The 22,397-nt window shown below is 60.6% G+C and carries 23 protein-coding genes; 8 read left to right on the top strand and 15 right to left on the bottom strand.

Annotated elements, in window-relative coordinates:
- Window positions 1-18 precede the first annotated feature (18 nt).
- The 4 genes from BM403_RS15755 to BM403_RS15740 all read right to left on the bottom strand — a co-directional run bounded on the left by BM403_RS15755 (window position 19) and on the right by BM403_RS15740 (window position 3,912).
- On the bottom strand, window positions 19-648 hold the full coding sequence (locus BM403_RS15755) for a C40 family peptidase (RefSeq protein ID WP_043205719.1): 630 nt from the start codon (window positions 646-648) through the stop codon (window positions 19-21).
- Between the two features lie 209 nt (window positions 649-857).
- Window positions 858-1,562: a DnaA regulatory inactivator Hda gene (hda, locus tag BM403_RS15750; protein ID WP_015885245.1), complete on the bottom strand. Its 705-nt coding sequence runs from the start codon at window positions 1,560-1,562 to the stop codon at window positions 858-860.
- Between the two features lie 203 nt (window positions 1,563-1,765).
- Window positions 1,766-2,839, bottom strand: a complete 1,074-nt coding sequence (locus BM403_RS15745; RefSeq protein ID WP_093543672.1) for an AI-2E family transporter — start codon at window positions 2,837-2,839, stop codon at window positions 1,766-1,768.
- A gap of 32 nt (window positions 2,840-2,871) precedes the next feature.
- Window positions 2,872-3,912, bottom strand: a complete 1,041-nt coding sequence (locus tag BM403_RS15740) for a DUF2066 domain-containing protein (RefSeq protein ID WP_046036010.1) — start codon at window positions 3,910-3,912, stop codon at window positions 2,872-2,874.
- 355 nt (window positions 3,913-4,267) lie between these two features.
- Here BM403_RS15740 and purM point away from each other — a divergent pair, with 355 nt between their 5' ends.
- From purM to BM403_RS15720, 4 genes are all read left to right on the top strand, one after another.
- The gene (purM, locus tag BM403_RS15735) at window positions 4,268-5,326 is read left to right on the top strand and encodes a phosphoribosylformylglycinamidine cyclo-ligase (protein ID WP_093543669.1); all 1,059 of its coding nucleotides are present in this window, start codon (window positions 4,268-4,270) and stop codon (window positions 5,324-5,326) included.
- On the top strand, window positions 5,326-5,976 hold the full coding sequence (gene purN / locus BM403_RS15730; protein ID WP_015885249.1) for a phosphoribosylglycinamide formyltransferase: 651 nt from the start codon (window positions 5,326-5,328) through the stop codon (window positions 5,974-5,976). Before purM ends, purN begins: the two co-directional genes overlap by 1 nt.
- An 8-nt stretch (window positions 5,977-5,984) precedes the next feature.
- Complete coding sequence (locus tag BM403_RS15725) at window positions 5,985-6,698, top strand: DUF3108 domain-containing protein (protein WP_015885250.1); 714 nt, start codon at window positions 5,985-5,987, stop codon at window positions 6,696-6,698.
- A gap of 263 nt (window positions 6,699-6,961) precedes the next feature.
- On the top strand, window positions 6,962-7,150 hold the full coding sequence (locus tag BM403_RS15720) for a hypothetical protein (RefSeq protein WP_003175379.1): 189 nt from the start codon (window positions 6,962-6,964) through the stop codon (window positions 7,148-7,150).
- A 199-nt stretch (window positions 7,151-7,349) separates the two neighbouring features.
- Here BM403_RS15720 and BM403_RS15715 read toward each other — a convergent pair whose 3' ends face one another.
- The 7 genes from BM403_RS15715 to BM403_RS15685 all read right to left on the bottom strand — a co-directional run bounded on the left by BM403_RS15715 (window position 7,350) and on the right by BM403_RS15685 (window position 15,194).
- Complete coding sequence (locus tag BM403_RS15715) at window positions 7,350-7,895, bottom strand: DUF2058 domain-containing protein (protein ID WP_003230516.1); 546 nt, start codon at window positions 7,893-7,895, stop codon at window positions 7,350-7,352.
- A 25-nt stretch (window positions 7,896-7,920) separates the two neighbouring features.
- Window positions 7,921-8,754: a nucleoside triphosphate pyrophosphohydrolase gene (gene mazG, locus BM403_RS15710; RefSeq protein ID WP_093543666.1), complete on the bottom strand. Its 834-nt coding sequence runs from the start codon at window positions 8,752-8,754 to the stop codon at window positions 7,921-7,923.
- Window positions 8,755-8,819: 65 nt separating this feature from the next.
- The gene (gene relA, locus BM403_RS15705) at window positions 8,820-11,063 is read right to left on the bottom strand and encodes a GTP diphosphokinase (protein ID WP_015885252.1); all 2,244 of its coding nucleotides are present in this window, start codon (window positions 11,061-11,063) and stop codon (window positions 8,820-8,822) included.
- A gap of 138 nt (window positions 11,064-11,201) precedes the next feature.
- On the bottom strand, window positions 11,202-12,554 hold the full coding sequence (gene rlmD / locus BM403_RS15700) for a 23S rRNA (uracil(1939)-C(5))-methyltransferase RlmD (RefSeq protein WP_046036006.1): 1,353 nt from the start codon (window positions 12,552-12,554) through the stop codon (window positions 11,202-11,204).
- Window positions 12,554-13,456, bottom strand: coding sequence for a cysteine synthase CysM (cysM, locus tag BM403_RS15695; protein WP_015885254.1), 903 nt, complete (start codon window positions 13,454-13,456; stop codon window positions 12,554-12,556). Before cysM ends, rlmD begins: the two co-directional genes overlap by 1 nt.
- Window positions 13,457-13,688: 232 nt before the next feature.
- A complete protein-coding gene (locus BM403_RS15690; protein WP_015885255.1) occupies window positions 13,689-14,294 on the bottom strand; it encodes a tRNA-uridine aminocarboxypropyltransferase in 606 nt (201 codons plus the stop codon).
- A gap of 3 nt (window positions 14,295-14,297) precedes the next feature.
- The gene (locus BM403_RS15685; RefSeq protein ID WP_046036005.1) at window positions 14,298-15,194 is read right to left on the bottom strand and encodes a LysR family transcriptional regulator; all 897 of its coding nucleotides are present in this window, start codon (window positions 15,192-15,194) and stop codon (window positions 14,298-14,300) included.
- Window positions 15,195-15,490: 296 nt separating this feature from the next.
- Between BM403_RS15685 and speB the strand changes: the two genes are divergently transcribed.
- The 4 genes from speB to BM403_RS15665 are packed head-to-tail and all read left to right on the top strand — an operon-like array spanning window position 15,491 to window position 19,880.
- A complete protein-coding gene (gene speB, locus BM403_RS15680; protein WP_015885257.1) occupies window positions 15,491-16,441 on the top strand; it encodes an agmatinase in 951 nt (316 codons plus the stop codon).
- Entirely contained in the window at window positions 16,441-16,863 is a 423-nt protein-coding gene (locus BM403_RS15675; RefSeq protein ID WP_046036004.1) for a YybH family protein, read from the top strand. Before speB ends, BM403_RS15675 begins: the two co-directional genes overlap by 1 nt.
- Before the next feature lie 21 nt (window positions 16,864-16,884).
- The gene (locus tag BM403_RS15670) at window positions 16,885-18,474 is read left to right on the top strand and encodes a purine-cytosine permease family protein (RefSeq protein ID WP_015885259.1); all 1,590 of its coding nucleotides are present in this window, start codon (window positions 16,885-16,887) and stop codon (window positions 18,472-18,474) included.
- A gap of 23 nt (window positions 18,475-18,497) precedes the next feature.
- Window positions 18,498-19,880: a sodium:solute symporter family protein gene (locus BM403_RS15665; RefSeq protein WP_046036003.1), complete on the top strand. Its 1,383-nt coding sequence runs from the start codon at window positions 18,498-18,500 to the stop codon at window positions 19,878-19,880.
- A gap of 73 nt (window positions 19,881-19,953) precedes the next feature.
- On the opposite strand, the gene BM403_RS15660 is transcribed toward BM403_RS15665, so the two are convergent.
- The 4 genes from BM403_RS15660 to BM403_RS15650 all read right to left on the bottom strand — a co-directional run bounded on the left by BM403_RS15660 (window position 19,954) and on the right by BM403_RS15650 (window position 22,310).
- A complete protein-coding gene (locus BM403_RS15660; protein ID WP_046036002.1) occupies window positions 19,954-20,328 on the bottom strand; it encodes a hypothetical protein in 375 nt (124 codons plus the stop codon).
- Window positions 20,325-20,927: a peptidoglycan recognition protein family protein gene (locus BM403_RS15655; protein ID WP_046036001.1), complete on the bottom strand. Its 603-nt coding sequence runs from the start codon at window positions 20,925-20,927 to the stop codon at window positions 20,325-20,327. The genes BM403_RS15660 and BM403_RS15655 overlap by 4 nt, the downstream gene beginning before the upstream one ends.
- A 224-nt stretch (window positions 20,928-21,151) precedes the next feature.
- Window positions 21,152-21,274: a PA1414 family protein gene (locus BM403_RS32200; RefSeq protein ID WP_003193089.1), complete on the bottom strand. Its 123-nt coding sequence runs from the start codon at window positions 21,272-21,274 to the stop codon at window positions 21,152-21,154.
- Between the two features lie 142 nt (window positions 21,275-21,416).
- The gene (locus tag BM403_RS15650) at window positions 21,417-22,310 is read right to left on the bottom strand and encodes a putrescine utilization regulator PtrR (RefSeq protein ID WP_015885263.1); all 894 of its coding nucleotides are present in this window, start codon (window positions 22,308-22,310) and stop codon (window positions 21,417-21,419) included.
- Between the last annotated feature and the right edge of the window lie 87 nt (window positions 22,311-22,397).

The following is a 22,397-nucleotide window of genomic DNA, read 5'->3' as shown; positions in this document are numbered from 1 at the left end:
TCAAGTATCACTTTAAGTTTACTTGCTAGCGGTAACCGTAGTCGGGGCCATGGCGAGTGCGCGCTTGGCTTCGATGAAGGTTTTGCTCCAGTAGCTGTCACCCAGGTTGTCGACTCGAACACCGCCACTGCGACGGCTGCTGGAGTGGATAAACTGGTTATCGCCCAGGTAGATACCGGCATGGCTCACTCGACCACGGCCAGCTGTACTGAAGAAAAGCAGATCACCGGGCTTGAGGTTGTTGCGTGCGACCAACGGTGCATTCACGTTGATCATTTCGCGGGTAGAACGCGGCAGGTTCATGCCAGCTTCTTCGCGAAACAGGTAACCGATGAAGCCGCTGCAGTCGAAACCGGCTTCAGAGGTACCACCGAAACGGTAACGGGTACCGATCAGGGACATGCCGCGTTCGAGGATGCTGTCGGCCAGCACAGGAAGCTGATAAGGCTTGCTGCCGGCGAAGTTGGCCAGCTCTTTTTCGGTTGCCATTTCTTCTTCGTAAACAGAAGCAGACTGTGCAGCAACGAACTTTGCCTGATTTTGAACCTGTGGTTTTTGCTGTTCCGCCACCTGCTGAGGGTGGGAGGCGCAACCAAACAACAGGGTAACGAGTGCGAGAGGCACGAGGGGTGCGAAGCGATTTAGCATGGGCACGACCGTGGCTGATATGTAAAGAAGTCGAGACTATGCCCACTATCACATCGATTTGCAAATTCAATCGTGATCTATGTGACTTCGCGATTGGACTATGACATCTAAGCCGTAATTCCATTTATCGGTTCAAATGCGTAGCCAACGCGGCTCAAACGCAGGTTTCCTGGCGCCTGAAAACTGGCGAAACCCGTAAATTCAACGAGTTACCAGCCCAACGTTTCCTTGAGAAAAGGGATCGTCAATTTTCGTTGAGCTTGCAAAGAAGCCTGGTCGAGCTGTTCGAGCAAGTCGAACAACGCGCTCATGCTGCGCGTGCCACGGGTGAGGATAAAATGCCCGACCTCGTCGGTGAGGTGCAGGCCGCGACGGGAGGCGCGCAGTTGCAAGGCACGCAACTTATCTTCGTCGGACAGCGGGCGCATTTGGAAGATCAGTGCCAAGGTCAGCCGTGACTTGAGGTCGGCCAGCTTGATCGGCAGCTCACGTGGCGAGCTGGACGCCGCAATCAGCAGGCGCCGACCGCTGTCCCGCAAGCGGTTGAATAAGTGAAACAGCGCTTCTTCCCAATCGGCCTTGCCGGCGATCGCTTGCAGATCGTCCAGGCATACCAGCTCGTATTGCTCGAGGTGGTCGAAGATGCCGATGCCACGGTCCATCAACTCAGCCAGAGGCAAGTAAACCGCCGGCTCACCCATCTGCTCGAAACGCAGGCAAGCGGCCTGCAACAGGTGGGTACGCCCTACGCCGTGCTTGCCCCACAGATAGATCAGGCTTTCGGTCCACCCGGCGTCGGCTTCGCAAAGCCGCTCGACATAGCCGAGTGCAGCGGCATTGGCGCCTGGGTAGTAGTTGATAAAGGTGGCGTCATCACGCAGACGCACACCCAAGGGCAGCTGAATCGGTTTCATGCTGACTGAACGGCTCCAAACGAACCGTTAGTGGCCTCTGTGTAAAGTTTGCAAAGTTTATACCCGTGACGCCGGGCGCACAATGCAACAGACCCCAAGCAAAATCAAAGGTTTGCGTTAACTTGTTGGATTTACGCAGATTGTTTGACGCCGCCGCTCCAGAAACAACAAACCCGGCCTGGGCCGGGTTTGCAAAGAAGCGGTTACAGTTCGGGGTCTTCGACCCCTGTATACACCTCCGAATCCTTGTACAGATCATGCACATGGCGCACCAGCACCATGATCACCGCCGCCACCGGCAGCGCCAGCAGGATGCCGGTAAAGCCGAACAGCTCCCCGCCCGCCAGGATCGCAAAGATCACCGCCACCGGGTGCAGGCCAATCCGATCGCCTACCAGCAACGGCGTCAGCACCATGCCTTCCAGGGCCTGGCCGACCATGAACACCGCCACAATGCCCAGCATCGGATAAAGGTCACCGCCAAACTGGAACAGCCCGGCCACCAGTGCCGCACCGATACCGATCACAAAGCCCATGTACGGCACGATCGCGGCGAGGCCGGCGATCAGACCGATCAACAGGCCCAGTTCCAGGCCGATGGCCATCAAGCCGGCCGCGTAGATGATCCCCAGGGCCAGCATCACCAGCAACTGCCCACGCACGAATGCACCGAGCACCTCATGGCATTCCTCGGCGAGCGAGACGATTCGCTCCTCACGGTTGCGCGGCAGCAGGCTGCGGATCTTGGCCATCATGATGTCCCAGTCGCGCAGCAGGTAGAACGCGACCACCGGGATCAGCACCAGGTTGGTCAACCAGCCAATCAGCGCCAGGCTGGATGCGGTTGCCTGACTGAGAATGACACCGACGATATCGGTGGTCTGCCCCATGTGCTCGCTGATGGCCGCCTTGACCTTGTCGAACTTCCAGAAGCCATCCGCCAGGCCTAACTTAGCCTGGGCCCACGGCATGGCCGTGTGCTGCAGCCAATCGAGCATCTGCGGCGCCAATTCATACAAGCGGAACAGTTGCTTGGCCAACATCGGCACCAGCACCAACACCAACGCCGTGATAATCAAGGTAAACAGCGCGAACACCGCCACCACCCCCCAGGTCCGCGACAGCCCGGCCTTCTCCAAGCGATCCACCACCGGATCGAACAGGTAGGCCAGCAGCAACGCGACCAGGAACGGCGTCAGGATCGAATGCAGCAAGAAGACAAAAACGCACAGCAGGACGACCCCGCCAAGCCACACCCAACGACGCGTATCCGCCATATACCACTCCACCTATATAAAGAAGAAAACTTCTACCAACGAAAACGCAGCTGCGCCTGAGGCTCAGGTGCTACCGCAGGCTGCGTGCCATCTGTCACGGGTTGCTGGGCCGGCGCCTCGCCTGCGGGAATCTCCTGCAACTTGGCCAAGCTCAACTGGGTGCGCAACTGATCGGCACTGCCGTTGACGCGATACACAATGCGATTGCCATCCACTAACTGTGGTTGGCCGCCAAAAGGCTCCAGCAGATGGCCCAGCGCTGCATAGCGCTCCAGGGTCATGCCTTGCACTTCGAGCAGTTGTTCCGTGCTCACACCCGGCTTGACCGCAAAACGTGGCGCCAGCTTCTGGCTGACCGCCAGCATCACCGCATCCGCCACGGCGCCGGTGTCGGCCCCTTGGGCGGTGCCCTGCTCGCTCTTGTCGCCCAACCACAAACGCCATTTGGCTTGCCATTGACTCCCTTCCTGGCGAGCATGCACAGCCAGCAAGGCGTCGGCGCCGTAACGCTCGGAAGCGGCACGCAAAGGTGTGGCGTCAGCACTTTCCAGATTCGGTGCGGTGGCGACCACCTGCTCATCCAAGTCACCCAGCGGCAGGCGCAGCGGCAGGCCACGGTGTTGTGCCGCACGACGCAGCGCCTGGGCCACGGTCTGGCCATCGCCCACCAGGCTGCTGCCTTCGGTGGAGTCGTTCAGCCACCAGCCGAGGATCGATGGCCGATTGCTGCCCCAGATCGACAGGCCCGCTTCACGCAGGACGCGATCAGTGCTCACCGGGTCGAAATCCACTTGCAGGCTTTCCGGCGGGCCGGCGTCGTAGCCGTATTGGCTGATGATTTGTTGCGGGTCCTTGCGAACCGCCGCCAGGCCCGGGCCATCGGCGGCCTTGGCGTCGCCGGTCAGGCGGATCACCAGGGTCTGCACGGCACGCTGGGTGGCTTGGTCGCGCTCTTGCGGCGATTGGCTGCTGACGGGTTCGAGTACTTGATAAAGGCCATTGAGGGTTTCGGCATGACTCGCCAGGCTGACCAACGACAAGCAGCCTACAAAGAAGAATTTACACAGACGCATGGAAGATTCCCGAACGACAAATTTAGCGGCTGGAACAGACCGCGTGAACTCGGTTTGGCAAGGCTGTGACCACAGCCACCGGTAAAACATTCACAGGGTCTTGGTAAGTTTTCGTACTGTCATAACGATAGCGGGTTAAAGGCTATACCTTAATACGCGCCGAAGCAGACCCCATCAGCATTTTTTTAACCGGCTTTTTAACCTATATGGCCCTGCCCGTCGGCCCGAGGATGGCCGCTGCCCCTCAAGCCTGATAAAATCGCGCGCCTTCGCAGACCGTCAACGGCTGGGCCTTTTACCAAAAGCGCCTGCCCGCTCGGTCGTTACCCCTGAATCCCCCCTAAAGGCCTGGATCATGAGCAAGCAACCCTCCCTGAGCTACAAGGACGCCGGTGTAGACATCGACGCCGGTGAAGCATTGGTCGAACGCATCAAGAGCGTCGCCAAGCGCACTGCGCGCCCCGAAGTCATGGGCGGCCTGGGCGGTTTTGGCGCCCTCTGCGAAATCCCGGCCGGCTACAAGCAGCCTGTCCTGGTGTCCGGCACCGACGGCGTGGGCACCAAGCTGCGCCTGGCACTGAACCTGAACAAGCACGACACCATCGGCATCGACCTGGTTGCCATGTGCGTCAACGACCTGGTGGTGTGCGGCGCCGAGCCGTTGTTCTTCCTGGACTACTACGCCACCGGCAAGCTGAACGTGGACACCGCTGCCCAAGTGGTCACCGGCATCGGCGCGGGTTGCGAGCTGTCGGGTTGCTCCCTGGTCGGCGGCGAAACCGCTGAAATGCCAGGCATGTACGAAGGCGAAGACTACGACCTGGCCGGCTTCTGCGTCGGCGTGGTGGAAAAAGCCGAAATCATCGACGGCTCCAAAGTCGCTGCCGGTGACGCCCTGCTGGCCCTGCCCTCTTCCGGCCCACACTCCAACGGTTACTCGCTGATCCGCAAGATCATCGAAGTGTCCGGCGCCAACATCGAGAACACCCAGCTCGACGGCAAGCCGCTGACCGACCTGCTGATGGCCCCGACCCGCATCTACGTCAAGCCACTGCTCAAGCTGATCAAGGACACTGGCGCAGTCAAAGCCATGGCCCACATCACTGGCGGCGGTCTGCTGGACAACATCCCACGCGTACTGCCAAAAGGCGCACAGGCGATCGTCGACGTGGCCAGCTGGCAGCGTCCTGCGGTATTCGACTGGCTGCAAGAGAAAGGCAACGTTGACGAAACCGAAATGCACCGCGTGCTGAACTGCGGCGTCGGCATGGTCATCTGCGTGGCGCAAGAACACGTTGAAACCGCGCTGAACGTATTGCGTGAAGCCGGCGAGCAGCCATGGGTCATCGGCCAGATCGCCACTGCCCCGGAAGGCGCAGCTCAGGTCGAACTGAAGAACCTCAAGGCTCACTGATGCCTCAGACCTGTGATGTCGTGGTGCTGCTTTCCGGCACCGGCAGTAACTTGCAGGCCTTGATCGACAGCACGCGCACCGGCGACAGCCCGGTGCGCATTGCTGCGGTGATCTCCAACCGCAGCGACGCCTACGGCCTGCAACGTGCCAGGGACGCGGGTATCGAAACCCGCTCTCTGGATCACAAGACGTTCGATGGCCGCGAGGCCTTCGACAGTGCCTTGATCGAACTCATCGACGCCTTCAACCCCAAACTCGTGGTACTCGCCGGTTTCATGCGCATCCTCAGCGCTGATTTCGTGCGGCATTACGAAGGGCGCCTGCTCAATATTCACCCTTCCCTGCTGCCCAAGTACAAAGGCATGCACACGCACCAGCGTGCGCTCGACGCCGGCGACAGCGAGCATGGCTGCAGCGTGCACTTCGTCACCGAGGAACTCGATGGCGGGCCTCTGGTCGTACAGGCAGTGGTTCCGGTAGAGTCTGACGACTCGGCGCAGAGCCTTGCGCAACGGGTTCACACCCAGGAACACAGGATTTACCCGCTGGCCGTTCGCTGGTTTGCCGAGGGGCGGTTGATTCTCGGTGACCAGGGTGCATTATTGGACGGTCAGTTACTTGCGGCCAGCGGCCACTTGATTCGAACCTAGGAGATTTTATGCGTCGCGCCCTGCTCTTCGCTTTTGCGCTGTTCGCCTTGCCTGCCGTGCAAGCAGCAGACCTACACCCTTTCTCCGTGAGCTACACAGCCGACTGGAAACAGTTGCCCATGAGTGGTTCGGCCGAACGCAGCCTGGCCAAGAATGGCGATGGCACTTGGACCTTGAACTTCAAGGCGTCCATGATGATCGCCAGCCTGACCGAAACCAGCGTGATCCAGTTTGACAAGGACACCCTGCAACCGAAGAGCTACACCTTCGAACGCGGTGGCCTGGGCAAGGCGAAGAAGATCAACCTGGACTTCGACCAGACCGCCAAGAAAGTCACCGGTTTTGAAAACAAAGACCCGGTCAACGTCGCCCTGCAAAGCGGCATGCTCGACAAGTCGACCTACCAGTTGGCCCTGCAGCGCGATGTGGCTGCCGGCAAGAAGAGCATGAGCTACAACGTGGTCGAAGGCACCGACGTCGACACCTACGACTTCCGCGTGATCGGCCCGGAAAAGGTCCAGACCAAGGTCGGCTCCATCGACGCCATCAAGGTCGAGCGCGTGCGTGACCCGACACAAAGCAAGCGCATCACCCAGATGTGGTTTGCCAAGGACCAGGGCGGCATCCTGGTTGCTCTGCGCCAGGTGGAAACCGACGGCAAGGAATACAACATCATGCTGCAGGACGGCACCGTTGACGGTAAGGCTGTCAAAGGTAGCTGATCGGTAGCTGGAACAAGGAGCCTCGCGAATGCGGGGCTTTTTTTCGCCTGTCGATTGAGCTGCCCCTGACGCGAACATGAAACTTTTGTCATAAAACTCAGCACCCTGCGGCGCAATGTCGCGGTTTACGCGGCCTGCAGGACTGTTGCATTTGCTGCAATGAATTGTTGCGCGAAAAGTCGGTTTACTTAGCAAGCTAACAAAACATATAACAAAGGCCTGCGACGACTTGCCGCAGATCCACCAGAGATTGGAGCAAGCAGATGACTGTAAAAGTAACTGAACGCGACGACGAACATATGTCCCACGAAGCACTGGGCCATGGGATTCACATCTGGGATGTACACCAGCAAGACCTGCTGGTCGGCATGTTTCACAATGAGAGCGACGCTCATAATTATAAAAACGAGCTTGAATCGCTTGAGATGAAACGCCAGGCACAAAGCTCCTGAAGTTACCGTGTAGTGAGCGGGCTTGCCCCGCGCTGGGTGGCGAAGCCGCCCCACAAAAAACGCCGCATTCTTTCAGGGAGAATGCGGCGTTTGCGTTTTCGGGGCCGCTTCGCAGCCCAACGCAGGGCAAGCCTGCTCACCCCAGGCAAGCGCGCTCACCAAAGGACAAGCCCGCTCAGCACAATGGGTTGCTACCGCCTTACCACATCAGATCATCCGGGATCTGGTAGGCGGCGTACGGATCATCCTCGTCCGGCACCTGGCTTTCGGTGAGGATGTTGAGCTGCACGATACGCTCAGGTGCGCGCTCCTGGATCTTCAGCGCCGCTTCGCGCGGGATCACCTCATAGCTGCCACCGTGATGCACGATCGCCAGGGAGCCATTGCTCAGCTTGTTGCGCATCAGCGTGTTGACCGACAGGCGCTTGACCTTCTTGTCATCCACGAAGTTGTAGTAGTCCTCGGTTGTCAGCTTGGGCAGGCGCGAGGTCTCGATCAGTTGCTTGACCTGCGCCGTGCGGGCCTTGGCCTCGGCTTTTTCCTGCTGCTGGCGGTTCAGTTCCTGGTCGCGCTTGACCTTCTCGGCATGTGCCTCGGCTGCCAGGCGGGCCTGGGTGTCATCGACCTCGGCCTGGCCTTTGTGAACCAGGCGTTGCTGTTTCTGTTTCTCTTTGCCGACCTGCTTGGCCTGCTTTTGGTTGACCAGACCTGCTTTGAGCAACTGGTCGCGAAGGGAAAGGCTCATGGTGCTTACTCACTTAGGCAACTGCTCAACCGCAGCTGGACACGTTCTTTTCCTGACGTTTGGCTTCGCCCCAGAGGGCATCCAACGTTTCGAGGGTGCAATCTTCTATGGGTTGGTGCGTGTCGCGCAATGCCTGTTCGATAAATCGGAAACGTCGTTCGAACTTGGCATTGGCCCCACGCAAAGCGGTTTCCGGGTCGACCTTGAGGTGACGGGCCAGGTTGACCGCGGCAAACAGCAGGTCACCGACCTCATCGGCAATGGCCAACGGATCGTTATCGGCCATGGCCTCGAGCACTTCATCCAACTCTTCGCGCACGTTATCCACCACCGGCAAGGCAGACGGCCAGTCGAAACCGACCTGGCTGGCGCGCTTTTGCAATTTGGCGGCACGGGACAAGGACGGCAACGCGGTAGGCACATCGTCCAGCAGGGATAGTTGCTCCGGTGCGTCGGACTTTTCCGCGCGCTCCTCGGCCTTGATCTGCTCCCAACGCGCCTTGACCTGCTCTTCGCTCAGGTGCGGGATATCCAGCGGCGCATACAGATCGCCGGTGGGGAACACATGGGGATGGCGACGGATGAGCTTGCGCGTAATGCTGTCGACCACTCCGGCAAATTCGAAGCGCCCTTCCTCCCGTGCCAGCTGGCTGTAATACACCACCTGGAACAACAGGTCGCCCAGCTCGCCTTGCAGGTGATCGAAGTCACCGCGCTCGATGGCGTCGGCGACTTCATAGGCTTCTTCCAACGTGTGCGGGACGATAGTCGCGTAGGTTTGCTTGATGTCCCATGGGCACCCGTATTGCGGGTCGCGCAGGCGGTTCATCAGGTGCAGCAGGTCTTCGAGTGAATACATCGGTCTCTTTCCGCTGAAGATCAAATGTGGGAGGGGGCAAGCCCTCTCCCACATTTATGACCGCATCAAGGGGTGCGGTTGCGCCGGGTTTCAATGATGTTCGGCAACTGGGAAATCCGCCCCAGCAACCGCCCCAATGCGTCCAACCCCGGAATCTCGATGGTCAGGGACATCAACGCGGTGTTGTCCTCTTTATTCGAGCGGGTGTTGACCGCCAGCACGTTGATGCGCTCGTTGAGCAGCACTTGCGACACGTCACGCAGCAAGCCGGAACGGTCGTAGGCGCGGATGATGATGTCCACCGGGTAGGTGAGCACCGGTACCGGCCCCCAGCTGACCTGGATGATCCGCTCCGGCTCACGCCCACCCAGTTGCAGCACCGAGGCGCAGTCCTGGCGGTGAATACTCACGCCACGGCCCTGGGTGATGTAACCGACGATGGCATCGCCCGGCAACGGCTGGCAGCAGCCGGCTATTTGCGTCATCAGGTTGCCCACGCCCTGGATCTGGATATCGCCGCGCTTGCCGGGCTTGTAGCCGGTGGCCTTGCGTGGGATCAGTTCCAGCTGTTCGCTGCCGCGCTCCGGCTCGACCAGCTGCTGGGCCAGGTTGACCAGTTGCGCCAGGCGCAAGTCGCCGGCACCCAGCGCGGCAAACATGTCTTCGGCGATCTTCATGTTGGCTTTTTCGGCCAACTTGTCGAAGTCCACCTGAGGCAGGCCCAGGCGTGCCAGTTCGCGTTCAAGCAAGGTTTTACCCGCCGCGACGTTCTGGTCACGCGCCTGCAACTTGAACCAATGGACGATCTTCGCCCGCGCCCGCGACGTGGTGATGTAGCCGAGGTTGGGGTTCAGCCAGTCACGGCTCGGCGTGCCGTGCTTGCTGGTGATGATCTCGACCTGCTCACCGGTCTGCAGGCTGTAGTTGAGCGGCACGATGCGCCCGTTGATCTTGGCGCCCCGGCAGTTGTGACCGATTTCAGTGTGTACGCGGTAGGCAAAATCCAGCGGCGTGGCGCCCTTGGGCAGGTCGATGGCGTGTCCGTCGGGCGTGAAGATATAGACCCGGTCCGGTTCGATATCCACACGCAACTGTTCGGCCAGGCCGCCGATGTCGCCGAGTTCTTCGTGCCATTCCAGCACTTGGCGCAGCCAGGAGATCTTCTCTTCGTACTGGTTGGACCCGGCCTTGACGTCGGTGCCCTTGTAGCGCCAGTGCGCACAGACACCCAGCTCGGCCTCTTCGTGCATGGCGTGCGTGCGGATCTGCACTTCCAGCACCTTGCCCTCGGGGCCGATCACCGCCGTGTGCAAGGAGCGATAGCCGTTTTCCTTGGGGTTGGCGATGTAGTCGTCAAACTCCTTGGGAATGTGCCGCCACAGGGTATGGACGATACCGAGCGCGGTGTAGCAGTCACGCATTTCCGGCACCAGCACACGCACGGCACGCACGTCGTAGATCTGGCTGAAGGCCAGGCCCTTGCGCTGCATTTTGCGCCAGATGGAATAGATGTGTTTGGCGCGACCGCTGATGTCGGCCTCGACGCCGGTGGCCTGCAACTCGGAGCGCAACTGGTTCATCACGTCGGCGATAAAGCGCTCACGGTCGAGCCGCCGCTCGTGCAGCAAGGTGGCAATCTGTTTGTATTGATCGGGTTCGAGGTAGCGGAAGGACAGGTCCTCCAACTCCCATTTGATATGGCCGATACCCAGGCGGTGCGCCAGGGGTGCATAGATGTCGAAGACTTCGCGGGCAACGCGGTTGCGCTTTTCGTCGTCGGCCGTCTTCACCGCCCGGATGGCGCAGGTGCGTTCGGCCAGCTTGATCAGGGCCACACGAACGTCATCGACCATCGCCACCAGCATCTTGCGCAGGTTCTCGACCTGGCCCTGGGTGCCCAGCACCATGGATTGACGCGGGCTGAGGCTGGCGCTGATCGCGGCCATGCGCAGCACGCCGTCGATCAGCTTGGCCACCACGGTGCCGAAACGCTGGCTGACGATGGGCAACGCGATGTGCCCTTCGCGTACGCCGCGATAGAGTACGGCGGCGATCAGCGAGTCCTGGTCCAGTTTAAGATCGGCGAGGATCTCGGCGATCTCCAAGCCGGTGCGAAAACTTGAAGTGCCTTCGGCCCACAGGTTCTTGGCCGCATTGTCTTGCTGCTCAGACTCACGAGCGAACTCGCAGGCTGCTTTCAAGGCTTCACGGTCCAGTGCCGGGTCGACACTGACGGCATGATCCAGCCATGCCTCGAGATTGATACTGCCGTCGGTGTTGATCGGCTGGTGTGCTCTCACCTGTACCATCTTGCTTACCTTCCCTACGACGCACCTTGGATGCGTCAAAAATCATCGCTGACCTGCTTTACCTTGATAAAGCTTACACACACTCCCTGGCAGGTCGCGGCCTTGGAGAATGCAGGCCAGTCGGATTAAACGGGCATCCTAGCCCGCTTCAAATAACGCCATGGCCTCGACATGCGCGGTTTGCGGAAACATGTCGAGGATCCCGGCACGTTTTAGCCGGTAGCCTTGCTTGACCAACTCAACCGTGTCCCGCGCCAGCGTGGCCGGGTTGCAGGACACATACACCAGACGCTTGGCCTTGAGGGTCGCGAGCTTGCGCACAACCTCCAGGGCACCGTCACGAGGTGGGTCCAAGAGTACCGCAGAAAAGCCCTGTTTGGCCCATTCCGCGTCGGTCAAAGGCTGAGACAAATCGGCCTGAAAAAACTGCGCATTATGCAAATTGTTGCTGACGGCGTTGACGGCCGCCCGGTCCACCATGGTCTGTACGCCTTCCACCGCCACCACTTCCCGCACTTGGCGAGCGAGCGGCAGGGCGAAATTGCCCAGGCCGCAAAACAGGTCCAACACCCGCTCATCGGGTTGGGGCGCCAGCCATTCCAGGGCCTGGGCGACCATCGCCGCGTTGACCCCGGCGTTGACTTGGACGAAGTCTCCAGGCCGGTAAGCCAGCTCCAGATCCCACTGGTCCAATCGAAACCCCAGAACCGCATCGGCGTCGACCGGTTCCGGCTGACCCTCGCCATGCAGCCACAGCTGGGCATCATGGAAGGTGCAGAATTCTTTCAAAATGTGCAGGTCCGCTTCGGACAGCGGCGCCATATGCCGCAGCAACACGGCGATGGAGGTCCCACTGAACACTTCCACATGCCCCAGCGCCTGAGGTTTGCTCAGGCGGCGGAGCATGTTGGGCAGACGCTGCATGATCGGTTGCAAGGCCTGTACCAGTACCGGGCAATCGTCAATGGCGACGATGTCCTGGCTGGCCACGGCGCGGAAACCGACTGCCAGATGTTTCGCCTTGGCGTCCCAACGCACGGCCACACGTGCGCGGCGACGGTAGCCGAATTCCGGCCCACTCAACGGTGCGGCCCACTCTTGCGGTTCGACACCGGCCACACGGGACAGTTGCTCGGCGAGCATGCGCTGTTTCAGGGCAAGTTGTTCGGCGTGGGGCAAGTGCTGCACGCTGCAACCGCCGCAGCGACCGAAGTGCGCACACGGCGCCGGACGCCGCAGTTCGCTGGCCTTGAACACCCGCTCGGTGCGCGCCTCAACGATTTTGCCGTGGGTGCCCAGCACCCGCGCTTCCACGTCTTCGCCGGCCAGCGCGCCGTTCACAAACCAGGTGCGGCCTTCAAAGAACACGATGCCGCGGCCGTCATTGGCCAGGCGCTCGATGGTCAAGCGCTGTTTCTTGCCTACCGGAATCTGCGGGGCCCGGCTGCCGCCCGTCGGCTGGAAGCGCAGGCCTCTCTCGTGCTTGGCCATCAGTTGGGTTCGTCGAAAATGCCGGTCGACAAGTATCGGTCGCCTCGGTCACAGATGATCGCGACGATCACCGCGTTTTCCACCTCTTTGGACAAGCGCAACATGCCGGCCACGGCACCACCGGAGGACACACCGCAGAAGATGCCTTCTTCACGGGCCAGGCGGCGCGTGGTGTCTTCGGCTTCACGCTGGGCCATGTCGATGATGCGGTCCACGCGGGTCGCGTTGTAGATCTTCGGCAGATACTCTTCGGGCCAGCGGCGGATGCCCGGGATGGCCGCGCCTTCCATCGGTTGCAGCCCAACGATCTGGATCGCCGGGTTCTGCTCCTTGAGGTAGCGCGAGTTGCCCATGATGGTACCGGTGGTGCCCATGGAACTGACGAAATGGGTGATGGTGCCCTGGGTCTGGCGCCAGATTTCCGGACCGGTGGTGGTGTAGTGCGCCTCGGGGTTGTCACCGTTGGCGAACTGGTCCAGCACCTGGCCACGGCCTTCGGCGGCCATGCGCTCGGCGAGGTCGCGGGCACCTTCCATGCCCTCTTCCTGGGTCACCAGCACCAGTTCGGCGCCATAGGCGGTCATCGCCGCCTTGCGCTCGGCGCTGCCGTTGTCGGGCATGATCAGCACCATCTTGTAACCCTTGATCGCCGCGGCCATGGCCAGCGCGATCCCGGTGTTACCGGAGGTGGCTTCGATCAGGGTGTCGCCGGGCTTGATCTGCCCGCGCAACTCGGCACGGGTGATCATCGACAGCGCCGGGCGGTCTTTTACCGAACCGGCCGGGTTGTTCCCTTCAAGCTTGAGCAATAGGGTATTGCTGGTTTCACCCGCCATGCGTTGCAAGCGGACCAGGGGGGTGTTGCCGACGCAATCGGCGATTGTAGGGTACTGCAAGGTCATGGCGTATTCGCAATCCAGACTGCGGGGGCGAACATCATACCGGGAAAGGCCGGCGGGCCATATCACGCAAAGTGCGGTGCTTATGGCTTATAGGAATAAGCGAGCGAGGTGGTGGCTGGGCAGACGCTATCGGGAGCAAGCCCCCTCCCACATTCGCGCGCATTCTCATGCTGGAATTCGGTCAACTGTGAGAGGGGGCTTGCCCCCCGATGGCCGCACCTCGACAACCCGCCTAGCCCAAATGTCGATCGCCATGGTTTTTCTGAAAAACCTCCTCCCCCATCGCCGCAATCTGCCCGTCGATCAGCGCCTCAAAGGGTTTGAGCAGCAGCTCGAACGATGCCGGTGCCTCCAGCACCTGCAACGCCTGCACAATGGCCTCAACCGTTGACAGGGCTCCCGGCCCGGGCGCTTTGCGCAGCCGATAACGCGACACAGCGCCCTCGGCCAGCGTGACCCGTGGCAGCGCTGCCAGCAACGGATTGAGGTGCAGCAATTTGCGCGCCTTGCGCCAGGTGCCGTCGGGAACCACTAGCAACAGCGGTTGATCCCCAGGCACATAGGCTTGCAGCGGCTGGGCGTCGTCAGCCGGAAACAACAGCCGCACCTGATAGCCAGGCGGGTTCAATAAGGCCGGCAGATCATCAAAGACCTCACCCACTATCAACTGCGCATTGTTCAACCCCAACGCCGCCAACCGCGCGGTATTGAGCGCATGGTTGACCTCGCTCGGGTGCTGCAACAGCAACACGCGGGTGCGGCTGTCGAGGCTCGGGATCAGCGCGCACAGGCAATGGGTGGCGGGTCGCAGGCAGCGCGGGCATTGGGGTCTGGACATGGATTATCGGGCCTGGTTGAGCTGGGCTTTGAGCAGATCGCGAAAGGTCTGGATCAACGGTTCACGGCTGCGCCCGCGGCGCATGATCATCGAAAACGGCGCCTGGTAACCGAAGGTGGCCGGCAGCAATACGCGCAAATCCCCCTTGTCGGCCCAGGCCTGGGCGTAGTGTTCGGGCAGGTAGCCGATATAGGCGCCGGACAGCACCAGGATCAACTGAGCCTCCATACTTTCCACGGTCGCCGCGCTGTGTTTGAAACCATGGCGCGCCAGTTCGGCCTGGCTCCAGTAGCCGCGACCGACCATGCGTTGCTGGGTGATCACTTGCTCCGGGATGCGGCGCTCGTTGAACAGCGGGTGCCGGGTGCTGCAATACAACCAGTGCTGCTCGCGGTACAACGGCATGTAGATCAGCCCGCTCATGCGGTTGGAGAAAGCGCCGATGGCCAGGTCGAGGCGATTGTCCTGCACACCGAGTTGCAGTTCGTAGGGGCTCATCACCGACAAATGCAGGTGCACCGCCGGGTGCTCCTGGCTGTAGGCGCCGATGACTTCGGCGAACGGCAGCGCCTTGTCGCTGACGGTAGAGTCGAGCACCCCGAGCTTGAGGGTGCCGCGCAACTCGCCTTTCAAGGCTGCGGCGTATTGCTCGAAACCTTCCAGTTCGCCCAGTAACCGCAGAGTTTCCTGATGGAACAGCTCGCCTTTGCTGGTCAGGCTGAAACCGCCCCGGCCGCGATGGCACAGCACCAGGCCCAACGCCGATTCCAGTTGGCTCATGTAAGTGCTGATGGCCGACGTGGACAGGTTGAGTTCGTGCTGGGCATTGGCGAATCCCTGATGCCGCACGACGCTGGCGAAGATCCGCAGGAGTTTCAGGTCGGGCAAGGCGTTGGCCATGGGATCTCCAAGATGATCGGGCTACTTGTAGTGAGCGGGCTTGTCCCGCGCTGGGGGGCGAAGCCGCCCTAATGAGGACGCCGCAGTGTTTAAGAGAGACCGAGGTGCCTGGGTTTAGGGCGGCTTCGCCCCCCAGCGCGGGGCAAGCCCGCTCACTACAGTCCAGCTGTCGTAGTTTAACCGCTGGTATTAGTTTAGAAAAATCTGAACTAAGTATTTGCCCCTGCCGATTCTTTCGTATCGGTGTATTTCGCAGAATCGGCCCCTAATAAACAAAACAACGATGAGGCACTCCCGTGGACAAGATTTTCCACCAACCACTGGGCGGCAACGAAATGCCGCGCTTTGCCGGCATCGCCACCATGATGCGTCTTCCCCACCTGCAAACGGCCAAGGGCCTGGATGCCGCCTTTATCGGCGTGCCGCTGGACATCGGCACCTCGCTGCGCGCCGGTACCCGTTTCGGGCCGCGTGAAATCCGCGCCGAATCCGTCATGATCCGCCCCTACAACATGGCCACCGGCGCCGCACCGTTCGACTCGCTGTCGGTCGCGGACATTGGTGACGTGGCGATCAACACCTTCAACCTGCTGGACGCCGTGCGCATCATCGAAGAGGCCTACGACGAGATCCTCGAGCACAACGTAGTCCCGATGACATTGGGCGGCGACCACACCATCACCCTGCCGATCCTGCGGGCGATCCACAAGAAACACGGCAAGGTCGGGCTGGTGCACATCGATGCCCACGCCGACGTGAACGACCATATGTTCGGCGAGAAAATCGCCCACGGCACCACCTTCCGCCGCGCGGTTGAAGAGGGCTTGCTGGACTGCGACCGTGTGGTGCAGATCGGCCTGCGCGCCCAGGGCTACACCGCCGAAGACTTCAACTGGAGCCGCAAGCAGGGCTTCCGTGTGGTCCAGGCCGAAGAATGCTGGCACCACTCCCTCGCGCCGTTGATGGCCGAAGTGCGTGAGAAGGTCGGCGGCGGCCCGGTGTACCTGAGCTTTGATATCGACGGCATCGACCCGGCTTGGGCGCCGGGCACCGGTACGCCGGAAATCGGCGGGCTGACCACCATCCAAGCGATTGAGATCATCCGCGGCTGCCAGGGCCTCGACCTGATTGGTTGCGACCTGGTCGAAGTTTCGCCGCCCTACGACACCACCGGCAACACTTCGCTGCTGGGCGCCAACCTGCTGTACGAAATGCTCTGCGTACTGCCTGGCGTGGCCCATCGCTGATGAGCACCCACGAAGTGCTGCAAGCCGCCGCCGACCTGGTCGCGGCCTTTGCGCGCAATGACCGCGCCGCCTACTTCGGCGCGTTCACCGCCGATGCGAGCTTTGTGTTCTACACCCTCCCCCAGCCACTGCTGAGTCGCGATGCCTACCAGGCGTTGTGGGACAGCTGGCGCCGGGACGAGGGGTTCGAGGTGCTGTCCTGCACCTCAAGCAACGCCGTGGTCAGCCTGCAGGGTGACGTGGCGATTTTCATGCATGACGTGGCCACCGAGCTGCGCATGAACGGGGAGCAATTTTTTAGCCAGGAACGCGAGACCATTGTCTTCACACGGCAAGGGTCTGGCACACAACAAAAACAAGGCCTGTGGCTGGCCTGTCACGAACATTTGTCCGCTATGCCGGAAGGGCTGCCGCCCCCTTAGCCAATGTGATCGGAGCTGATCATGAATAATAAAAACAACGATAAAAGTATTCGAAAGATAGAAACCAACGGGGTCGAGCAGATCCCGGACCACGAACGTACCGCCGGCCCCAAGGATCTGTTCCGACTGATCTTCGGCGGTGCCAACACCTTTGCCACCGCCGTGCTGGGCTCCTTCCCGGTGTTGTTCGGCTTGTCGTTCCAGGCCGGCGTCTGGGCGATTGTGCTGGGCGTGCTGGTGGGTGCGCTGATCCTGGCGCCCATGGGCCTGTTCGGGCCGATCAACGGCACCAACAACGCGGTGTCTTCCGGTGCGCACTTTGGTGTGCACGGGCGGATTGTCGGCTCGTTTCTCTCACTGCTGACGGCGATTGCTTTCTTCTCACTGTCGGTGTGGAGTTCGGGCGATGCGTTGGTGGGGGGTGCGAAACGTCTGATCGGCCTGCCGGAAACCGACTTGACCCTGGGCCTGGCCTACGGCGTGTTCGCCATTCTCGTACTGACGGTGTGCATCTACGGCTTTCGCTTCATGCTGTGGGTCAACCGCATTGCGGTGTGGGCGGCGAGCCTGTTGTTCCTGTTGGGCATCTTTGCCTTCGCGCCGGCGTTCGACAGCCACTTCGCGGGCACTGTAGCCATGGGCCAGACGGGCTTCTGGGCCGCCTTCATCGGCGCCGCGCTGGTGGCCATGAGCAACCCGATTTCCTTCGGTGCGTTCCTGGGTGACTGGTCGCGCTACATCCCGCGTGAGACGCCGAAAATGCGCATCATGCTGGCAGTGGTGCTGGCGCAAATCGCGACGTTAATCCCTTTCCTGTTTGGCCTGGCCACCGCGACCATCGTCGCGATCAAGGCGCCGGACTACATCGCGGCGAATAACTATGTCGGCGGGTTACTGGCGGTAGCGCCGACCTGGTTCTTCCTGCCGGTGTGCCTGATCGCGGTGATCGGCGGCATGTCCACCGGCACCACGTCGCTGTATGGCACCGGACTGGACATGTCCAGCGTGTTCCCGCGCCTGTTGTCACGGGTGAAAGCCACGCTGCTGATCGGGGTGATGTCGATTGCCTTCATCTTTATCGGACGTTTCGCCGCCAACCTGGTGCAAAGCGTGTCGACGTTCGCGGTACTGATCATCACCTGCACCACGCCGTGGATGGTGATGATGATCATCGGCCTGATCGTGCGTCGCGGCTTCTACTGCCCGGATGACCTGCAGGTGTTTACCCGCGGTGAGACCGGCGGGCGCTACTGGTTCAGCCATGGCTGGAACTGGCGCGGGTTGGGGGCGTGGATTCCGAGTGCATTGGTGGGCCTGTGTTTCGTCAATTTGCCGGGGCAGTTTGTGGGACCGCTGGGCAATTTGGCCGATGGCATTGATATCAGCTTGCCGGTGACGCTGGGGTTGGCGTCGGTGGTGTACCTGACCTTGCTGCGGGTGTTTCCGGAACCGGCGGCTGTCTACGGGCCGACCGTTGTGGCGAGGGAGCTTGCTCCCGTTCGACCGCGAAGCTGGAGCCGGCTTTTTTGGGGCCGCTTCGCAGCCCAGCGGGAGCAAGCTCCCTCGCCACAACACGCGCCTTCACCACAGCAAGCACGCTCACCACAATAAAAAATAATTGGAGAACCGCCGTCATGGCTTTGGATTTATTCGTCGTACTCATCTACGCCGCCGGCATGCTCGTGCTCGGCTATTACGGCATGCGCCGCGCCAAGACCCACGAAGATTACCTGGTGGCCGGACGTAACCTGGGCCCGTCGCTGTACATGGGCACCATGGCCGCCACGGTATTGGGCGGTGCCTCTACCGTCGGCACCGTGCGCCTGGGCTATGTGCATGGCATCTCCGGCTTCTGGCTGTGTGCCGCGCTGGGCATGGGCATCATTGCGCTCAACCTGTTCCTGGCCAAGCCGCTGTTGAAGCTGAAGATCTTCACCGTGACCCAGGTCCTCGAAAAACGCTACAACCCCATGGCCCGCCAGGCCAGTGCGGTGATCATGCTGGCCTACGCGCTGATGATCGGCGTGACCTCGATCCTGGCCATCGGCACCGTGCTGCAAGTGCTGTTCGGCCTGCCCTTCTGGATCTCGGTGCTGCTCGGCGGTGGTGTGGTGGTGGTGTACTCGACCATCGGCGGCATGTGGTCGCTGACCCTCACCGATATCGTGCAGTTTGTGATCAAGACCGTCGGCCTGATGTTTATCCTGCTGCCAATCTGCCTGTACCGCGTCGGCGGCTGGGATGAGCTGGTGGCCAAGCTGCCCGCGTCGAGCTTCAGCTTCACCGCGATCGGCTGGGACACGATCATCACCTACTTCATGATCTACTTCTTCGGCATTCTGATCGGCCAGGATATCTGGCAGCGCGTGTTCACCGCCCGTGACGAAAAGGTCGCCAAGTACGCAGGCACTTTCGCCGGTTTCTACTGCATCCTCTACGGCCTGGCCTGTGCGTTGATCGGCATGGCGGCACACGTGCTGATCCCAGACCTGGATAACGTCAACAACGCGTTTGCCGCTATCGTGAAAGCCTCGCTGCCAGACGGGATTCGTGGCCTGGTGATTGCCGCCGCCCTCGCAGCGATGATGTCCACCGCCAGTGCCGGCCTGCTCGCCGCCTCCACCGTGCTGACTGAAGACCTGTTGCCGCGTTTGCGTGGCGGCAAACAGTCGAGCCTGGCCGTCAACCGCCTGTTTACGATGCTGACCGGCATTGCCGTGCTGGGCATTGCGCTGGTGGTGAGCGATGTGATCAGCGCACTGACACTGGCCTACAACCTGCTGGTGGGCGGTATGTTGATCCCACTGATTGGCGCGATCTTCTGGAAACGCGCGACCACGTCGGGGGCGATCACCTCCATGACCCTGGGATTCGTGACCGCGCTGGTGTTTATGCTCAAGGATGGGCTGGACGCGAACACGCCGATCTACTACAGCCTGGCCATTGGGCTGGTGAGTTTTGTGCTGGTGAGCGTGTTGTCACGCCGGCCAGAGGGTGTGGCGACCCGCGCGGTTTGATCAGAAACAAGCGTTAAAGCGGTTTCTTCAGCGGGTGCGACGTCGGATGTCGCACCCGTTTTTTTATCCGTCGCTATTGCGCCGCGCCTTCAAACAAATCACCGCAATCCTTGCAGCCAAAATACAGCTCGGTCGCCGGGCACTCAATTTCCCCGGTTGCCCCCGCCCTCACCCGCCAGACGCAGGCCGTTTGCTGATATTTCAGCGTGCCTTCAAGGTAACAAGGGGCCCAGTCAAACTCATCGTGCAGCGTGCGACCATCAATAAGCGCGGCGCGTTTGAAAAAGGACGCTATCTGCCGCTCATCCAGCGCAACGTCACTGGGTCGGCAGCGTTCGGGCTCTTCGGAGTGAAAGCGAGAGATGCGAATGTCGTCGAGATCCAGCTGGGAGGATGAGCATCCGGCGAGTAATGCGCACACGCCAAACAACGCTGACCGTAGACTCATTGCCACTCCGCAGTACTGGCTTCACCTGGGTGTTTGTATGAGATTTGCGGATGCGTGTAGACATCTTTCGGCGTCAGGCGGAAATGGCCATGCAGCTCAGACACCAACCACCGCAGAGACTGCTTCTGCATAGCAGTCACCTCCTCATAACGTGCAGCATCCAGATGTTTGCCGACCAATTCGATGCCCAGGGAGTCCGCATTCATCGGGTATCGCTCAGGATAGTCCTTGGTGCGCTCATACCGGTCCAGCGCCCGAATCTGTAATGTCCACGTGAGCGCCTGAATGCTTTGGACCTGACGGCTATCGCAGGTGGCTTTATCCAGCGCCAGGCACTTGGAACGCAGGTAGCGCCCAACGTGATAACAACGCTTCTTGACGCTGGCTGTCTGGTAGATGGCGCCGTCTTTTTCAATCAAAAAGTGCGCACCATTACCTTTGGAGAGGTAACCGTTAAAAGTGTGCCGGGCCGTCGGTGCGTCGGTCTGGTGGATCACCAAAGCGCGCACACCCAGCAGATCACCATGCTCGATCGTTTGAAACCGACGGAGTTCGACTCGGTCGGAAATCAGCATACCTTCGCTATCAATGCTCGACATTTCAATGCCTCTTCGTCCATGAGAAGGCAAAAATATAGAAGCACGAACAGGGAAAAAGTGAGGATGACGGATTAAGCAGAAGGGTCCGACGATGAAGCGCACCTCTTCACACAGGGTACGCATCAAATCACGGCTGCGCGCGGATTACAGGCGCCTCATCACGCCATGAAAAACGCCCGATAGTACAGCGCCCGCACGATTCGGCCGCGTGAGCGCTTCAGGGCTTACCTGCGACGTGGGCGACGCTGCTCATCATCGGTGCGAATCGGCACGGGTTGCAACGGCGGCTCGATCAAGCCCAGTGCAACACCCAGATCATGGAGCCAGTTTTGAATTTTCTCTTTCATGGTTGCCCCCTTTGAGGGTAATGCTGGTAGGCGCAAGTTCTTTCGCCTTTTCCTACACTGATAGTAGCCCTAAGTCCTACGTATTGCTTGAACGAAAACACAACGAACTATTACTGAATTGATCCAAATCCTGACGGATCGCTCAAGCAATCGCACGTGCGTCGTGCAGCGCCTCGGCCCTGTCAGCTTGCTGCAGGTCGATCCATGCGTTGAGGTTAGCGCCGAGCATACCCTTTCGCCACATCAGCCAGGTGGTCGCAGTGGCAAAAGGCCCTGTCAACGGATGAACGGACACACTGTCCTTGCCTGGCAGGCTGTTGAGCATGGACTCGGACATCAACGCCACCCCGGACCCGGCGATCACACAGGCGAGCATGCCTTGATAGGACTCGATCTCAATCGCCCGCCCCATGGCCACGTGCTCGTGGGAAAACCAGGTTTCCAGCCGCGCGCGGTAGGCGCAACTGCGGCGGAAGGTGAACACCGACCGGCCCGCCACATCCTGCGGCCCGCGTACCGGCGGGTGATCGGCTTCGCAGATCAGCACCAGACGCTCCTCGCACAGGGGAACACCGTCCAGGGACGCGATGGTGATAGGACCGTCCACAAAGGCAGCATCGAGGCGACCGGTAATCAAGCCTTCGAGCAGCTCGCCGCTCGGCGCCGATTGCACCTGTAGGTTCACCGTCGGGTAAGCCTTGTGGTAACGCGCCAGCAGCTTCGGTAAATGAACGGCGCCCGTGCTGTACATGCTGCCTAATACAAAGTCGCCAGCCGGTTGCCCACCCTGCACGGCGCCGTGAGCTTCGTCGTGCAGGGCCAGCAGACGGGCGCTGTAGTCCAGCAACACTTTGCCCGCCGGAGAAAGCTGCAGGCGTTGGCGCTCGCGCACGAACAGCTCCACACCGAGCTGTTCCTCCATCTGCTTGAGCCGGGTCGACAGGTTTGACGGCACGCGATGCAGGCGCTCGGCGGCACGGGTAATGGAGCCCTCTTCCGCCACCGCCTGGAAAATGCGCAATTGACTGAACTCCATACCTTTCTCCAAAACTGAACAAGTTGCTCACTATTATTCAATTTTACAGAAAGTCAATGCGCTTTAGCCTGAGGGTATTCGCTTATC

Source organism: Pseudomonas sp. OV546, from assembly GCF_900116845.1.
Classification (GTDB): domain Bacteria; phylum Pseudomonadota; class Gammaproteobacteria; order Pseudomonadales; family Pseudomonadaceae; genus Aquipseudomonas; species Aquipseudomonas petroselini.
This window is presented reverse-complemented; position numbering and strand designations above follow the sequence as displayed.

Bases quoted from the DNA above. Each gene is read 5' to 3' on its own strand.
- BM403_RS15715 (WP_003230516.1), bottom strand. From the start codon at position 7,895: ATGAGCCTTTCCCTTCGCGACCAGTTGCTCAAAGCAGGTCTGGTCAAC.
- BM403_RS15655 (WP_046036001.1), bottom strand. From the start codon at position 20,927: ATGTCGAGCATTGATAGCGAAGGTATGCTGATTTCCGACCGAGTCGAA.
- rlmD (WP_046036006.1), bottom strand. From the start codon at position 12,554: ATGGCCAAGCACGAGAGAGGCCTGCGCTTCCAGCCGACGGGCGGCAGC.
- purN (WP_015885249.1), top strand. From the start codon at position 5,326: ATGCCTCAGACCTGTGATGTCGTGGTGCTGCTTTCCGGCACCGGCAGT.
- BM403_RS15650 (WP_015885263.1), bottom strand. From the start codon at position 22,310: ATGGAGTTCAGTCAATTGCGCATTTTCCAGGCGGTGGCGGAAGAGGGC.
- relA (WP_015885252.1), bottom strand. From the start codon at position 11,063: ATGGTACAGGTGAGAGCACACCAGCCGATCAACACCGACGGCAGTATC.
- BM403_RS15685 (WP_046036005.1), bottom strand. From the start codon at position 15,194: ATGGCCAACGCCTTGCCCGACCTGAAACTCCTGCGGATCTTCGCCAGC.
- BM403_RS15670 (WP_015885259.1), top strand. From the start codon at position 16,885: ATGAATAATAAAAACAACGATAAAAGTATTCGAAAGATAGAAACCAAC.
- mazG (WP_093543666.1), bottom strand. From the start codon at position 8,754: ATGTATTCACTCGAAGACCTGCTGCACCTGATGAACCGCCTGCGCGAC.
- BM403_RS15675 (WP_046036004.1), top strand. From the start codon at position 16,441: ATGAGCACCCACGAAGTGCTGCAAGCCGCCGCCGACCTGGTCGCGGCC.
- cysM (WP_015885254.1), bottom strand. From the start codon at position 13,456: ATGACCTTGCAGTACCCTACAATCGCCGATTGCGTCGGCAACACCCCC.
- BM403_RS32200 (WP_003193089.1), bottom strand. From the start codon at position 21,274: ATGAAAGAGAAAATTCAAAACTGGCTCCATGATCTGGGTGTTGCACTG.
- BM403_RS15740 (WP_046036010.1), bottom strand. From the start codon at position 3,912: ATGCGTCTGTGTAAATTCTTCTTTGTAGGCTGCTTGTCGTTGGTCAGC.
- BM403_RS15665 (WP_046036003.1), top strand. From the start codon at position 18,498: ATGGCTTTGGATTTATTCGTCGTACTCATCTACGCCGCCGGCATGCTC.
- BM403_RS15660 (WP_046036002.1), bottom strand. From the start codon at position 20,328: ATGAGTCTACGGTCAGCGTTGTTTGGCGTGTGCGCATTACTCGCCGGA.
- purM (WP_093543669.1), top strand. From the start codon at position 4,268: ATGAGCAAGCAACCCTCCCTGAGCTACAAGGACGCCGGTGTAGACATC.
- BM403_RS15720 (WP_003175379.1), top strand. From the start codon at position 6,962: ATGACTGTAAAAGTAACTGAACGCGACGACGAACATATGTCCCACGAA.
- BM403_RS15745 (WP_093543672.1), bottom strand. From the start codon at position 2,839: ATGGCGGATACGCGTCGTTGGGTGTGGCTTGGCGGGGTCGTCCTGCTG.
- BM403_RS15725 (WP_015885250.1), top strand. From the start codon at position 5,985: ATGCGTCGCGCCCTGCTCTTCGCTTTTGCGCTGTTCGCCTTGCCTGCC.
- BM403_RS15755 (WP_043205719.1), bottom strand. From the start codon at position 648: ATGCTAAATCGCTTCGCACCCCTCGTGCCTCTCGCACTCGTTACCCTG.
- hda (WP_015885245.1), bottom strand. From the start codon at position 1,562: ATGAAACCGATTCAGCTGCCCTTGGGTGTGCGTCTGCGTGATGACGCC.
- BM403_RS15690 (WP_015885255.1), bottom strand. From the start codon at position 14,294: ATGTCCAGACCCCAATGCCCGCGCTGCCTGCGACCCGCCACCCATTGC.